The organism is Amycolatopsis jiangsuensis (assembly GCF_014204865.1).
In the GTDB taxonomy this organism is placed as follows: Bacteria; Actinomycetota; Actinomycetes; order Mycobacteriales; family Pseudonocardiaceae; genus Amycolatopsis; species Amycolatopsis jiangsuensis.
In genome coordinates this window covers 2577272-2589919 of sequence record NZ_JACHMG010000001.1, presented here as the reverse complement: position 1 = coordinate 2589919, position 12648 = coordinate 2577272, and the positions used below count along the sequence as shown (strand labels likewise).

The 12648-nt window shown below is 70.8% G+C and carries 11 protein-coding genes; 8 read left to right on the top strand and 3 right to left on the bottom strand.

Going from position 1 to position 12648, the window contains the following annotated elements; all coding sequences use genetic code 11:
• Positions 1-60: 60 nt before the first annotated feature.
• Positions 61-897, top strand: a complete 837-nt coding sequence (locus BJY18_RS11300) for a hypothetical protein (RefSeq protein WP_184779930.1) — start codon at positions 61-63, stop codon at positions 895-897.
• Between the two features lie 4 nt (positions 898-901).
• Here the strand turns inward: BJY18_RS11300 and BJY18_RS11295 are convergent, their stop codons facing one another.
• The gene (locus BJY18_RS11295) at positions 902-1987 is read right to left on the bottom strand and encodes a YihY/virulence factor BrkB family protein (RefSeq protein ID WP_312873817.1); all 1086 of its coding nucleotides are present in this window, start codon (positions 1985-1987) and stop codon (positions 902-904) included.
• A gap of 513 nt (positions 1988-2500) precedes the next feature.
• Between BJY18_RS11295 and BJY18_RS11290 the strand changes: the two genes are divergently transcribed.
• From BJY18_RS11290 to BJY18_RS11270, 5 genes are all read left to right on the top strand, one after another.
• Positions 2501-4246: a DEAD/DEAH box helicase gene (locus BJY18_RS11290; RefSeq protein ID WP_184784556.1), complete on the top strand. Its 1746-nt coding sequence runs from the start codon at positions 2501-2503 to the stop codon at positions 4244-4246.
• A 323-nt stretch (positions 4247-4569) separates the two neighbouring features.
• Positions 4570-5709, top strand: a complete 1140-nt coding sequence (locus tag BJY18_RS11285; protein WP_184779929.1) for a sugar ABC transporter substrate-binding protein — start codon at positions 4570-4572, stop codon at positions 5707-5709.
• A 95-nt stretch (positions 5710-5804) separates the two neighbouring features.
• A complete protein-coding gene (locus BJY18_RS11280) occupies positions 5805-6578 on the top strand; it encodes an ATP-binding cassette domain-containing protein (protein ID WP_184779928.1) in 774 nt (257 codons plus the stop codon).
• 23 nt (positions 6579-6601) lie between these two features.
• On the top strand, positions 6602-8035 hold the full coding sequence (locus tag BJY18_RS11275; protein ID WP_184779927.1) for a sugar ABC transporter permease: 1434 nt from the start codon (positions 6602-6604) through the stop codon (positions 8033-8035).
• 22 nt (positions 8036-8057) lie between these two features.
• Complete coding sequence (locus tag BJY18_RS11270) at positions 8058-9227, top strand: ROK family protein (protein WP_184779926.1); 1170 nt, start codon at positions 8058-8060, stop codon at positions 9225-9227.
• A 6-nt stretch (positions 9228-9233) separates the two neighbouring features.
• On the opposite strand, the gene BJY18_RS11265 is transcribed toward BJY18_RS11270, so the two are convergent.
• Positions 9234-9827: a TetR/AcrR family transcriptional regulator gene (locus BJY18_RS11265; RefSeq protein WP_184779925.1), complete on the bottom strand. Its 594-nt coding sequence runs from the start codon at positions 9825-9827 to the stop codon at positions 9234-9236.
• A gap of 53 nt (positions 9828-9880) precedes the next feature.
• Here BJY18_RS11265 and BJY18_RS11260 point away from each other — a divergent pair, with 53 nt between their 5' ends.
• Complete coding sequence (locus BJY18_RS11260) at positions 9881-10771, top strand: SDR family oxidoreductase (RefSeq protein ID WP_246458833.1); 891 nt, start codon at positions 9881-9883, stop codon at positions 10769-10771.
• A 501-nt stretch (positions 10772-11272) separates the two neighbouring features.
• On the opposite strand, the gene BJY18_RS11255 is transcribed toward BJY18_RS11260, so the two are convergent.
• Positions 11273-11452, bottom strand: a complete 180-nt coding sequence (locus BJY18_RS11255; RefSeq protein ID WP_184779924.1) for a DUF7455 domain-containing protein — start codon at positions 11450-11452, stop codon at positions 11273-11275.
• A gap of 342 nt (positions 11453-11794) precedes the next feature.
• Between BJY18_RS11255 and BJY18_RS11250 the strand changes: the two genes are divergently transcribed.
• Positions 11795-12589 carry an EamA family transporter gene (locus BJY18_RS11250; RefSeq protein ID WP_184779923.1) on the top strand — a complete coding sequence of 265 codons (795 nt, stop codon included), beginning with the start codon at positions 11795-11797 and terminating at the stop codon, positions 12587-12589.
• Positions 12590-12648: the final 59 nt, after the last annotated feature.

Sequence of the window (12648 nt, the reverse complement as noted above, 5' to 3'; positions counted from 1 at the left end):
CCGGTGCCGGGCTGATAGATCTGCTGCGCGTCGCCAGTTCCCTCTCCCCAGGAGTACCGGATGCGCAGAACCGGGATCGTCGTTTCGCTTGTCGTGCTGCTCGCCGCGGTGGTACCCGGGACGGCAGGGGCCGTCACCGGGTGGACCACCGTCGGCTCGGACCGGGCCCGCCCGCTGGACGAGAGCCAGGGCCTGGCCACCGTCGAGCGGTCCTCGGGCACGTCCATCCGCTACACCGGGGTCGGCACCGTCGACCCCGGCCTCGCCACGCAGGGCTGGAGCCACCTCGGCGACCCCGGATCCGCGAAGGGCTGGTACGTCGAGCCCTACCAGCGCGACGACCGGGGCGCGAAGCTCTACCGGGTCGAAGCTCCCGACGGCACCCGCGCCGACTACCGGCACGAGCTGGAATCGTGGGAGGCCGACAACAACTCCTTCGCGGCGGTCTCACCGGACGCGAAGTGGCTGGTGTCGGGCGAATGGGGCACGATGGACCGGCTGCTGGTCTACCCGATGCCCGGCGTCGCGGCCACCGATCCGGGCAAGGACCTGCCCTTCGCCTTCTCCGTGCGCCTCGACCACCAGGTGCGCGACGTCCAGGGCTGTGACTTCGTGTCCGGCACCCGGCTGCTGTGCTCCTCCGACGATCCGGACGGCAGCCTCTTCGACACCACCAAGCCACTGCTGCAGGTCGACCTGGACGGCGAGCTGTCCGGCTCGGACGTTGACGGGCACGTGACCTCGCTCGGTCAGCTGCCGCTGGAAAGCTCGTGCGACGGTGACTTCGAGACCGAGGGCATCGACTTCGACGAGCGGGACGGCACCCTGCGGGTCGTGGTCGTGTCGCCGGGCGTGTGCGTGGCGGTCGACAGCAAGACCTGGCGTTTCCAGCAGTAGTACCTCACGACGGGTGCGGCGGGTCCTGCTCGTCGTGCCCGTCGCCGGGGTGCCGGGGCCGGCGCAGCGGCATCGTGGTGCGGTCCCACAGCCGGCGGCCCTCCTCGGCACGCATCCGTTCGCCGGCGCGCTCCATTTCCAGCCGGCGCCATTTGCGCCGCTGGCGCCGCGTCGGGCGGGCCGGCCACAGTTCCTGGATCGCGCTGTTGAAGTAGGCGCCGCCGACCACCGCGAGCCCGATGAAGAACATCAGCAGCAGGAACGCGATCGGGGCGGCCAGCGCACCGTAGGTGTAGCCGGTCTTGGTGATCCAGTTGAGGTAGATGCGCAGCCCGATACTGGACACCAGGAACACCACCATGGCCAGTACCGCGCCGGGCAGCCCGCGGCGCCACGGCAGCCGGCGCGGCAGCGCGAGCTTGTACAGCGTGGTCAGCGCCAGCACGATCATCACGCCGAGCACCGGGTAGTAGAGCGTGCCCACCCAGGACGACACCGTCGGCCGCCACGCGTCCGGGAAGAACTCCGGCAGCAGGTCCGGCCCGATCGCGAGCAGCGGCAGCCCGATCACGAGCACGATCAGGCCGCACAGGTACAGCAGCAGCGCGAAGATCCGCTGCCACACCTCGTTGCGCACGCCGTACTGGTCGTGCGCCACGGTGATCGCGTCCACGAACGACGACATCGCCGACGATCCCGCCCACAGCGAGATGACGAAACCGATCGACACGATCTCGCCCTTGCCGACGGTGAGGATGCTGTTCACCGTCGGCTCGATGATCTCCTGCACCGCGTTCTGGCTGAAGATGGTGCGGCAGAAGGTGATGATCCGGTCGTGCACCGCGCTCACCACGCCCTGGCCGAACCATTCGCCGATGAACCCGAGGCTGCCCAGCAGCCCGAGCAGCAGCGGCGGCAGGGACAGCGTCTGCCAGAACGCGGCCTCGGCGGCCTCGGAGAAGATGTTGCCGTCCCATGCTTTCGCGAGGGTGCGCGTGAGGAGCCGCCACGGTCCCTTGCGGGCGGCCTTCTCCGGCTGCGCCGGCGGCGGATCCGGCGGCGCGGCGGCGGGCGGTGGGTTCTCGGGCACGGCGTTTCCGGGCTGGGTGGCTGGTGACTGGGTGGACGGTGACTCGGTGGACGGTGGGGGAGTGCCGGGTGACCGGGTGTCCGGCGGCGGGCCTTCCGGGGACCGGGTGCCGGGTGGCGTCCGGTCCGGCCGAGCTTCGGGCGATCGCGCCGGGTCCGGCCGAGTCTCGAGTGACCGCGCCGGGTCCCGTCGTGCCTCGTCCGGCGGCAGCCGGTCCGGCTGCGCGCGGTTCGGCCGCCTCTGATCCGACGCGGCCGTCCCGCTGTCCGGTTTCACCTCACCCATGGTGGGTCCCAGCATGGTCCATCCGCGGGTTTTTGGCTCGCCGCCCCCACGGTGCGTACGCGTGCCGGGGGACACCGGCCGTGCCGGTGCCGGGCGCCGCGGGTGCCGGAAGGTAGGCTGACCGGCGTGCCCTCATCGCGGCAAACCGGCGCCGAAGCCGGTGCCACCGTGGGGGTTTTCGCACGTCACGGCCGCGACCGGCGGCCGGAGGAGGGGGTGAGCCGAGCTTTGTCCGAGACGACCCAGGGGGTTCTCGGTGCGCCGCCCGCCGGGCAGGACGCCACCGTGCGGCCGCTGCGGGCCTGGCAGCGCCGCGCGCTCACGAAGTACCTGTCCACCCGGCCGAAGGACTTCCTCGCGGTCGCCACGCCCGGCGCCGGCAAGACGGTGTTCGGGCTGCGGATCGCGGCCGAGCTGCTGTCGGACCGCACGGTCGAGGCGGTCACCATCGTCACGCCGACCGAGCACCTCAAGCACCAGTGGGCGAGCGCGGCCGCGGAGGCCGGCATCGCGATCGACTCGAACTTCCGCAACACCACCGGGGTCACCTCGCGGGACTACCGCGGGGTCGCGGTGACCTACGCGCAGGTGGCCGCGCACCCGACGTTGCACCGGGTGCGCACGGAGAACCGCAAGACACTGGTGATCCTCGACGAGATCCACCACGGCGGCGACGCGAAGTCGTGGGGCGACGCGATCCGCGAGGCGTTCACCCCCGCGGTGCGCCGGCTCGCGCTCACCGGCACCCCGTTCCGCAGTGACGATTCGGCGATCCCGTTCGTCACCTACGAACCGGACGCGGGCGGGTTCCAGCGCAGCAAGGCCGACCACGCCTACGGCTATTCCGACGCGCTCGCCGACGGCGTGGTCCGGCCGGTGGTGTTCCTCGCCTATTCCGGCGAGGCGTCCTGGCGTACCAGTGCGGGCGAGGAGTTCACCGCGCGGCTGGGTGAACCGCTGACCGCCGAGCAGAACGCCCGGGCGTGGCGTACCGCGCTCGATCCGGCGGGCGAATGGGTGCCCGCGGTGCTGCAGGCCGCCGACACCCGGCTTTCCCAGGTCCGCCAGGGCGTCCCGGACGCCGGCGGCCTGGTCATCGCCACCGACCAGGAATCCGCCCGCGCGTACGCGAAGATCCTGCAGCGCATCTCCGGCGAGATGCCCACGCTGGTGCTGTCCGACGATCCGAAGGCGTCCGGGCGGATCAAGGAGTTCTCCGAGACCACCGAACGCTGGATCGTCGCGGTGCGGATGGTCTCCGAAGGTGTCGACGTGCCGCGGCTGGCGGTCGGTGTGTACGCCACGAGCGCGTCCACGCCGCTGTTCTTCGCCCAGGCGATCGGCCGGTACGTGCGGGCGCGGCGCAAGGGCGAGACGGCGAGCGTGTTCCTGCCGAGCGTGCCGGTGCTGCTGGAGCTGGCCAGTGAGCTGGAAGCGCAGCGCGACCACGTGCTCGGCAAACCGCACCGGGAGAAGGAAGGCTGGGACGACGAACTGCTCGCCCAGGCCAACCGGACCGAGGACGAACCGGGCGAGGAGGAGAAGGCGTTCACCTCGCTGCACGCCTCGGCCGAGCTCGACCAGGTGATCTACGACGGCAACTCGTTCGGCACCGCGGTCTTCTCCGGGACCGACGAGGAGCAGGAGTACCTCGGCCTGCCCGGGCTGCTCGAGCCCGACCAGGTGCGCGCGCTGCTGCGCAAGCGGCAGGAGGAGCAGCTCGCGGACGAGAAGCGGCGCCGGCCCGCCGCCGACGACCAGCCCGCGGCACCCGCCCGTCCGCAGTCGGTCAGCGAGCGGATCGCCGCGTTGCGCAAGGAACTGAACGCGCTCGTCGGCATGTACCACCACCGGACGAAAAAGCCGCACGGCGCGATCCACAACGAACTACGCAGGGTGTGCGGCGGACCGCCCACTGCGATGGCCACGGTGGAACAGCTCGAGGAACGGATCGTCACGCTCCGCTCCTGGTGACGCGCGTTCCGTCCCGGCCACCTCCCGTCGTGCGGTCGGTGAAGGCTTCCTCGCGGGAAATCCAGTTCCGTCGAGGAGGCGTCGCGGGCTTCCGGTGCTACTCGAAACCGTCACCGTCGGTGAGTGGTACGGACCACTGCGTCAGAGTCGGGAGTGTTTCCGGCTCCTGTTGCCGAACCGTGTCCATTTGGTGTCGTTCCATCGATCCAGCCATCTTCCCCGAAGCCCCTCGGCGACATATGTTGTCGGCCACAACATATGCGCGACGGTGCGCCGGCCTCCCCGGATCCACCGCCCGCGAGCTTGATCCGGAAGGAACGAGGATGCGCAGCAGAACCCTTACCCTCCTCGCCGCGACGGTGAGTGCCGGCCTGGTGCTCACCGCGTGCGGCGCGAACAGCTCGAACGCCGGGGACTCGGGGGACGACAGCTCCTCGGGTGCACCGGCCCCGGCCGGCGGCGGCGCCAACGGCAAGGTCGGCGTGATCCTCCCGGAGACCGCCACCTCGGCCCGCTGGGAGGCCTTCGACAAGCCGATGCTGCAGTCCGCGCTGGCGGCGCAGGGCTTCTCCTCGGACATCCAGAACGCCCAGGGCGACAACCAGAAGTTCGCCTCGCTGGCCGACGGGTTCATCAGTCAGGGCGTCAAGGTCTTGATCATCGCGCCGTCCGATCCGGCGGTCGGCGCCCAGATCGAGTCCAAGGCCAAGAAGGCGGGCATCCCGGTCATCGACTACGACCGCCCCAGCCTCGGCGGTTCGGCCGACTACTACGTCTCCTTCGACAACGAGAAGGTCGGCGAGCTGCAGGCGCAGGGCCTGGCCGACGCGCTGAAGGCCAAGAAGGGCGCGGCGGTCGTGCAGATCGAGGGCGCGCCGACGGACAACAACGCGACCCTCTTCGGCGACGGTCACGACAAGGTCCTCAACCCGCTCTACGCCTCGGGCCAGCTGACCAAGGTCCAGAAGCAGCCGATCAACGACTGGGACCCGCAGGTGGGCGGCCAGACCTTCGAGCAGATCTTCAGCCGCGCGGGCGGCAAGGTCGACGGCGTCGTCGCGGCGAACGACGAGCTGGCGGGCGCGGTCATCACGGTGCTGAAGAAGAACGGCCTCAACGGCAAGGTTCCGGTCACCGGCCAGGACTCCACCTCGGCCGGGCTGCAGGCCATCCTGCGCGGTGACCAGCTGCTGACCATCTTCAAGCCGATCAAGGAAGAAGCCGAGAACGCGGCGAAGCTGGCCGGCGCGCTGGCCAAGAACGACACCGCGGCCGCGGACAAGATCGCGACCGGCAAGCTGCACGACCCGAAGAACAACCGGGACCTGAAGTCGGTGCTGCTGACCCCGCAGCTGATCACCGTCAACGACGTCAAGAAGGTCGTCGACCAGGGCTACGTGAAGGCCTCGGAGGTCTGCGTCGGCGACCTCGCCGCCAAGTGCAGCCAGTACGGCATCTCCTGAGCCGGCCCCGGTAGCACCCAGAGCACCGGGCCGGAGCGCGTGCCCCCCGACCACGCGCCCCGGCCCGGTCCCCACGCGAGAGACAAGCGAATCCCATGAGTGAGCCCATTCTCGACATCACCGGCCTGAACAAGAGCTTCGGCCCGGTCCACGTCCTGCACGACGTGGACTTCGCCGTGCGGGCGGGCGAAGTGACCGCGCTCGTCGGCGACAACGGGGCCGGCAAGTCCACTTTGGTCAAATGCGTCGCGGGCATCCACCCGTACGACACCGGCACGGTGCGCTTCGAGGGCAAGGAAGCCCACATCCACGGCCCGAAGGACGCCTCCGAGCTCGGCATCGAGGTCGTGTACCAGGACCTCGCGCTGGCCGACAACCTCGACATCGTGCAGAACATGTTCCTCGGCCGCGAACGCGGCAGCTCCTGGCTGCTGGACGAGGCCGCGATGGAGAAGGCCGCGCGCGAGACGCTGGCCTCGCTCTCGGTCCGCACGGTGAAGTCCGTGCGCACGCCCGTTTCCGCGCTGTCCGGCGGGCAGCGCCAGACCGTGGCGATCGCGAAGTCGGTGCTGTGGAACAGCCAGGTCGTCATCCTCGACGAGCCGACCGCGGCCCTCGGCGTGGCGCAGACCCGGCAGGTGCTCGACCTGGTCCGCCGGCTGGCCGAACAGGGCCTCGGTGTGGTGCTGATCAGCCACAACATGGCCGACGTGTTCGAGGTCGCCGACCGCATCGACGTGCTGTACCTGGGCAGGCTCGTGGCGGAGGTCATGACCAAGGACGTCACGCACAGCCAGATCGTCGAACTGATCACCGCGGGCCGGTCCGGTGACCTCGGCCTCGCCCGCCCCGAAGCCGTCGCGCTGTGAGCAGCAACGAGAAAGAACCCGTCATGACTGAAACCCCCGCGAAGCCCGCGAGTCCCGAGGCGGGCAGCGGCGCGATCACCGATTTCGGCATCGACACCACGTCGATGTCCACCGGCGAAGCCATCAAGGACTACTTCGCCCGGATGAAGGACGGCCAGCTCGGCTCCATCCCCGCCGTGCTGGGTGTCATCGCGCTGGCGATCCTGTTCAGCGCGCTGTCCGGCGACTTCTTCACCCTGCGCAACATCGCGAACCTGCTGGAGCAGGGTGCCGGGCAGACCATCATCGCGATGGGCATCGTGTTCGTGCTGCTGCTCGGCGAGATCGACCTGTCGGCGGGTACCGCGTCGGGCGTGTGTGCCGGGCTGATGGCCCTGCACTACGTCCGCGGCGGGAACCTGCTGGGCTCCATGGGGACCGGCGTGTTCGTCACCTTCATCGTGGTGCTGGTCCTCGCCGTGGTGCTGGCGCTGCTGCAGCGGATCTGGGCCGGTGCGGTCATCTCGGTGATCGGCATCGTGATCATCCTGGTCGGCGCGCCGGTGAACGCGTGGGTGGAGTTCGCGATCGCGATCTGCACCGGCACCGCGATCGGCTGCATCACCGGGTTTCTGGTCTCGAAGATCGGCATGCCCTCGTTCGTCGTCACGCTGGCGTTGTTCATCGTGTGGCAGGGCGTGCTCCTGCAGTTCATCGGTGAGGGCGGCACGCTGCCGATCAGCAACAACGACACGCTCAACGCGGTCGCCAACGGCAACTTGTCAGTGGTCGGCAGCTGGATCCTGTTCATCGTCGCGGTGGGCGGGTACGCGCTGGTGGCGCTCGGGCAGCACTTCACCCGGCTGCGGCGGGGACTGGTGGTGCAGCCGACGCCGATCGTGCTGTTCAAGGTCGGGGTGATCGCGGTGCTGGCCGCGGTCTCGACCTACCTGCTCACGGTGAACCGCTCGTCCAACGACCTCGTGACCATCGAGGGCGTGCCGTACGTGGTGCCGATCGTGCTGGTGCTGTTGTTCGCGGGCACCTACGTGCTCAACCGGACCCGCTACGGGCGGCACCTGTACGCGGTCGGCGGCAACAAGGAAGCCGCCCGGCGTGCCGGTATCAACGTTCCCAAGCTGCGGACCAGCGTGTTCGTGATCAGCTCTTCGTTCGCCGCGGTCGGCGCGATCGTGTACTCGTCGAAGATCGGTGCGGTGAACCCGCAGTCCGGCGGCCTCAATACGCTGCTGTTCGCGGTGGGCGCGGCGGTGATCGGCGGTACCTCGCTGTTCGGCGGCAAGGGCCGGATCATCGACGCGGTGATCGGTGGTGCCGTGCTGGCGATCGTGAACAACGGTCTCGGGCTGCTCCAGCAGTCGGCGGCCGTGGTGAACATCGTGACCGGCCTGGTGCTGATGCTGGCCGCGACCGTCGACGCGTTGTCCCGGCGGCGAGCCGAGGCGTCGGCACGCTGAGCACCGATGGGACGATGATCAGGTGAGCAGCTCGCCCGTCGCCCGCCCGGACGAGGTGCGCCGGCACAATCGCACGACGCTGCTGCGGCTGCTGCACGTCGGCGGGCCGAGCACCCGTGCGGCGCTGGCGACCGCGCTCGGCCTCAACCGCAGCACGATCAAGACCCTCGTCGACGGCCTCACCGAGGCCGGCGTCGTCGAGGAGCGGGTGCCCCGGCCGGGGCGGGGGGCGGGCCGCCCCTCGCTCCTGGTCCTGCCGCAGCCGCACGCCGCGGTCGTGCTCGCGGTCGACCTGCAGGTGGAGCACGTCGCGATCGCGCTGGTCGGGCTGGGCGGGCAGATCCTGGCCAGGGACAGCTGGAACCTGCGCACGCCCACCCGTACCGCCGACGAGGTGATCACGCACGTGATCGAGTCGACCCGGGTGCTCGCCGGCGATCTCGGGGTGGACCCGGTCGCCGGCGGCATCTCGGTGCCCGGGGTCGTGCGCCGGGCGGACGGGCACGTGCACGAGGCACCGAACCTGCGCTGGACCGACGTCGCCCTCGGTGAACGTCTCACCAGCGTGCTGCGCATTCCCATCGTGATCGGCAACGACGCCGAACTGGGCGCGGTCGCCGAGCACCTGCGTGGCGCGGCCCGTGGTTCGTCGGACGCGGTGTACGTGTCCGCCGACGTCGGCGTGGGCGGCGGCGTGATCGCGCAGGGCTCGTCGCTGAGCGGGGGAGCGGGTTACTTCGGCGAGATCGGGCACATGGTGATCCGTCCCGGCGGCCGGCCGTGCTACTGCGGCAACAGCGGATGCTGGGAGACCGAAATCGGTGAGGCGGCGCTGTGCCGCGCACTGGGCCTGCCGGAGGAGACCCCGCGCGGCGCCATCCTCGTGGAATTGCGTGAACTGGCCCGAGACGCCGAAGCCGCGCTGGAGCGGCTGTCGGAGTTCGCCGAATGGCTGACGCTGGGCCTGGTGAACGTGGTGAATCTGCTGGGGCCGCAGCTGGTGGTCCTCGGCGACCTGCTGATGGTCCTGCCGGATCCGGTGATCGACGCGGTCGCTGAGGAGGTCCACCGCCGCAGCCTGGTCAGCCGGGCGGTCGGCGGGATCCGCATCGTGAGCTCGGCGCTGGGTGCGGACGTGAAGCTGCTGGGCGCCGCGGAAGTGGCTTTCGAAACGGCGCTGGACACGGTCTGAGGCCCGTTACCCGCGGTGGTTCCGCCCGTCGATGAGGGACACCAGGGTCGAGACGAGTTCCTCGGCGGTGCTGTGCCATCTGTCCGCGGACAGATGGCCGTTGACCGCCATGTCCGTGATGCCGTGCGCGGTGGCCAGCAGCAGCGGCGCGAACCGGCCGGCATCCTGAGCGCCGACGAGATCGCCGACGATGGCGAGGAACTCGTCCTGGGCGCGTTCGGCGGCCGTGCTCGCCGCGCCGACCGCGACCGGGTCGCCGGCCGGGGAGGCGAACATCAGCCGGTACAGGTGCGGCTGACGGCGGCCGATCGTCATCAGCTCGGCCAGGCCTCGGTGCAGCGCGTCGGCCGGGGACACCTGCGGATCGGTGCGGACGGCTCGCACCTGGTCCGCCAGCCGTTCCAGTGCTTCGGCCGCGATGGTGGTCAGCAGGCTGTCCTTGTCGGGGAAGTGCCCGTACGGCGCGCCGCGGGAGACGCCCGCCCGCGCCCCGACCGCGCGCAACGTCACCGCGTCCGGACCTCCGCTGTCCAGCAGGCCGGCCGCCGCGGCGAGCAGGGCACGGCGCGTCGCGGCGGCGGATTCCACCCGGCTGACCATGCCGGCCACCGTACCGTTTGACACTGTCATGTGAAATGCCTACCGTCATTGACATGACAGCGTCACATGAAATGTCGCCGGACCAGGTCGTCGTGACCGGGGCCTCGACCGGGATCGGCGCGGCGACCGCGCGCGAACTGGCCTGCCGGGGTTTTCACGTGCTCGCCGGCGTCCGCCGTGCGCAGGATGCCGATGCGCTCCGCGGCCCGGGTGTCGAGCCGGTCATCCTCGACATCACCGAGCCCGCTCACGTCGCGGAGCTGGCCGACCGCGCCGGCTCGCGGCCGGGCGCGCTGCGGGCAGTGGTGAACAACGCCGGGATCTCGATCAACGCCCCGGTCGAGGCCTTGGCGCTGGACGAGTGGCGGCGGCTGTACGAGGTCAACCTGTTCGGGCACGTCGCCGTCACCCAGGCCCTGCTGCCCGAGCTGCTGCGTCACTCCGGCCGCGTGGTCAACGTCAGCTCGGTCGGCGGCAAGGTCGCTATGGCGACCTACGGTCCGTACGCGGGGACGAAGTTCGCCCTGGAGGCGGTCAGTGACGCGTTGCGCCGGGAACTCGCGCCGCTGGGGGTGCGGGTGGTCGTCGTCGAACCCGGAGGGGTGCGTACGGAGATGGGTGAGCGGGGTATGGCCACCACGCGTGAGCTGGCCGCCGCCATGTCGCCGGAACACCGGGAACGCTACGGACGGCTGGTCCAGGCGATCGTCTCGCAGACCGCCGCGGGCACGTCAGGCGGTGTGCCCGCCGCCGAGGCGGCCAGGGTGATCGCGAAAGCCGTGACCGCCGAGAAACCCCGCACGCGCTACCCCATCGGCCGCGACGCGGCCCTGATCACGCGCCTCGCGCGGATCCTGCCGGACCGCGCCCTCGACCGTCTCATCGCGGCTGCGCTCCGCCCGCACTACCGGAAATCCACCACCGAAGCCGGGGCGAGCGGCTGACCGGCCGCTCGGTAACGGAAGTCGCTGCTGGCGAAGGTCCGTGCGAGACTCACGGGAATCTGGGCCGTGAGCACGGGTCGCGGTCCCAGAGTGTGGACAGCGGCTCGGAAGGTCGGCACCGGGCTCGGAAGGTGGCACGGTCCGGCAACACCGGCGCCGAACCGGGAACACTGGCAGCGGTCCAGGCACGCCGGTAGCGGGCTGTGAAGACCGGCAGCGGTCCGAGAAGACCGTCGGCGGGCCGGGCGGGGCCGGGAGCACCGGCAACGGTCCGGGAAGACCGTCAGCGGGCCGGGCGGGGCCGGGAGCACCGGCAACGGTCCGAGAAGACCGTTAGCGGGCCGGGAGGCCGTGAGCGCCGGCATCAGACCGAGAGCACTGGCAACGGTCCGGGGACCGGCGGCGGCCCGTGAAGGCCGGGCACACCGGCACCGGGCCCGGAACGCACCGGAGGCGGCAGATGCGCTGGGCATCCGCCGCCTCCGGGGTCGAAGTCGGGTGCTACTTCTGGATCTGGGCCGCGAGTTCCTTGAGCTTCGCCTCGTGTTCCCGGGCGTGGTGGCCGCAGAAGAGCAGTTCGCCTCCGGAGCTGAGCACGGCGCGTACCTGAGCTGCTGCTCCGCACCGGTCGCAACGGTCGGCGGCGGTCAATTCGGGGCGGGTGAGCGTCGGTGTTGTCATGGGGGTCTCCCTCCGTCCCGGTACCGGTTCCCCGGTACCTCGATCCAGCTACGCCCACTTCGGAACTGATGCCTTCGGCGGGGATCGCTTCCGGCTCCGCGGTGTTCGTGCTTCCACTCTTGCAGACGTTTCGCTGCCCGCAAGTGTTCCCGCGCCGGTGGGAGGTGCGTCACGCCGAATTACCCCGGTTGCCGTAGCGCGGCGCGGGCCACGCTGCTCCACCCCACCCAACGCCGGACGTTTTCCGTGGTCAGGCACGATGCGGGGGTGGATTCTGTGCACCCCGGGAAACGGTTCGGCGCGATTCCGGCCCCCGTCTTGTTCGTTCTCAGCGGAATTTCCATGTATGCCGGAGCGGCCATCGCGGTCGGGCTTTTCGGGCACGCCACCCCTGCCGGGGTGGCGTGGCTGCGCTGTCTCGGCGCGGCCGTCGTGCTGCTGGCCTGGCGGCGGCCGCCGCGCGCCGCGTGGCGGGGGAGGCGGGTGCTGCTCGCCGGCACGTTCGGGCTGGTGACGGCCGGGATGAACGTCGTGTTCTACGAGGCCATCGCCCGGTTGCCGCTGGGCACGGTGGTGGCGTTGGAGTTCGCCGGTCCGGTGGTCGTCGCGGCGGCCGGGTCGCGCAGCCGCCGCGACCTCGCCGCGCTCGGGCTGGTCGCGGCCGGGGTGGTCGCGATCGCCGACGTGAAGCTGGCCGGCAGCGCGCTCGGCGTGGTGTTCGCGCTGGCGGCTGCGGCCGCCTGGGCGGGCTACATCGTGCTCGGCAAACGGGTGGCGGTCGGCGGGGACGGCATCGACGCGCTGGCGATCGGCTTCGCCGTGGCCACGGTGGCGCTGTCGCCGCTCGCGTTCGGCACCGGCGAGGTGTGGTCTTCGCCACGGCTGCTCGTGCTCGGCATCGGCGTCGGGGTGCTCTCGACCGTGGTGCCCTACGTGCTCGACCAGCTGGTGCTGCGCCGGCTCGGGCAGGCCCGGTTCGCGGTGCTGCTGGCACTGCTGCCGGTGACCGCCGGCGTGGTCGGGTTCGTGGTGCTGGCCCAGATACCGAGCCTGCCCGAGGCGCTGGGCACGGTGGCCGTGGTCGCCGGGCTCGTGCTGCGTGGCCGGGACGGCCCACCGGCCGAACCACCGGGCTGAACGCACGCTGCTCCGGGATACTGGCAACCGCGAGGAAACCAATCGCGAAGCGGCGACGA

Excerpts from the sequence above, each read along its gene's own strand:
- BJY18_RS11265 (WP_184779925.1), bottom strand. The coding sequence starts at position 9,827 with ATGGTCAGCCGGGTGGAATCCGCCGCCGCGACGCGCCGTGCCCTGCTC.
- BJY18_RS11260 (WP_246458833.1), top strand. The coding sequence starts at position 9,881 with ATGACAGCGTCACATGAAATGTCGCCGGACCAGGTCGTCGTGACCGGG.
- BJY18_RS11300 (WP_184779930.1), top strand. The coding sequence starts at position 61 with ATGCGCAGAACCGGGATCGTCGTTTCGCTTGTCGTGCTGCTCGCCGCG.
- BJY18_RS11250 (WP_184779923.1), top strand. The coding sequence starts at position 11,795 with ATGTATGCCGGAGCGGCCATCGCGGTCGGGCTTTTCGGGCACGCCACC.
- BJY18_RS11285 (WP_184779929.1), top strand. The coding sequence starts at position 4,570 with ATGCGCAGCAGAACCCTTACCCTCCTCGCCGCGACGGTGAGTGCCGGC.
- BJY18_RS11280 (WP_184779928.1), top strand. The coding sequence starts at position 5,805 with ATGAGTGAGCCCATTCTCGACATCACCGGCCTGAACAAGAGCTTCGGC.
- BJY18_RS11255 (WP_184779924.1), bottom strand. The coding sequence starts at position 11,452 with ATGACAACACCGACGCTCACCCGCCCCGAATTGACCGCCGCCGACCGT.
- BJY18_RS11275 (WP_184779927.1), top strand. The coding sequence starts at position 6,602 with ATGACTGAAACCCCCGCGAAGCCCGCGAGTCCCGAGGCGGGCAGCGGC.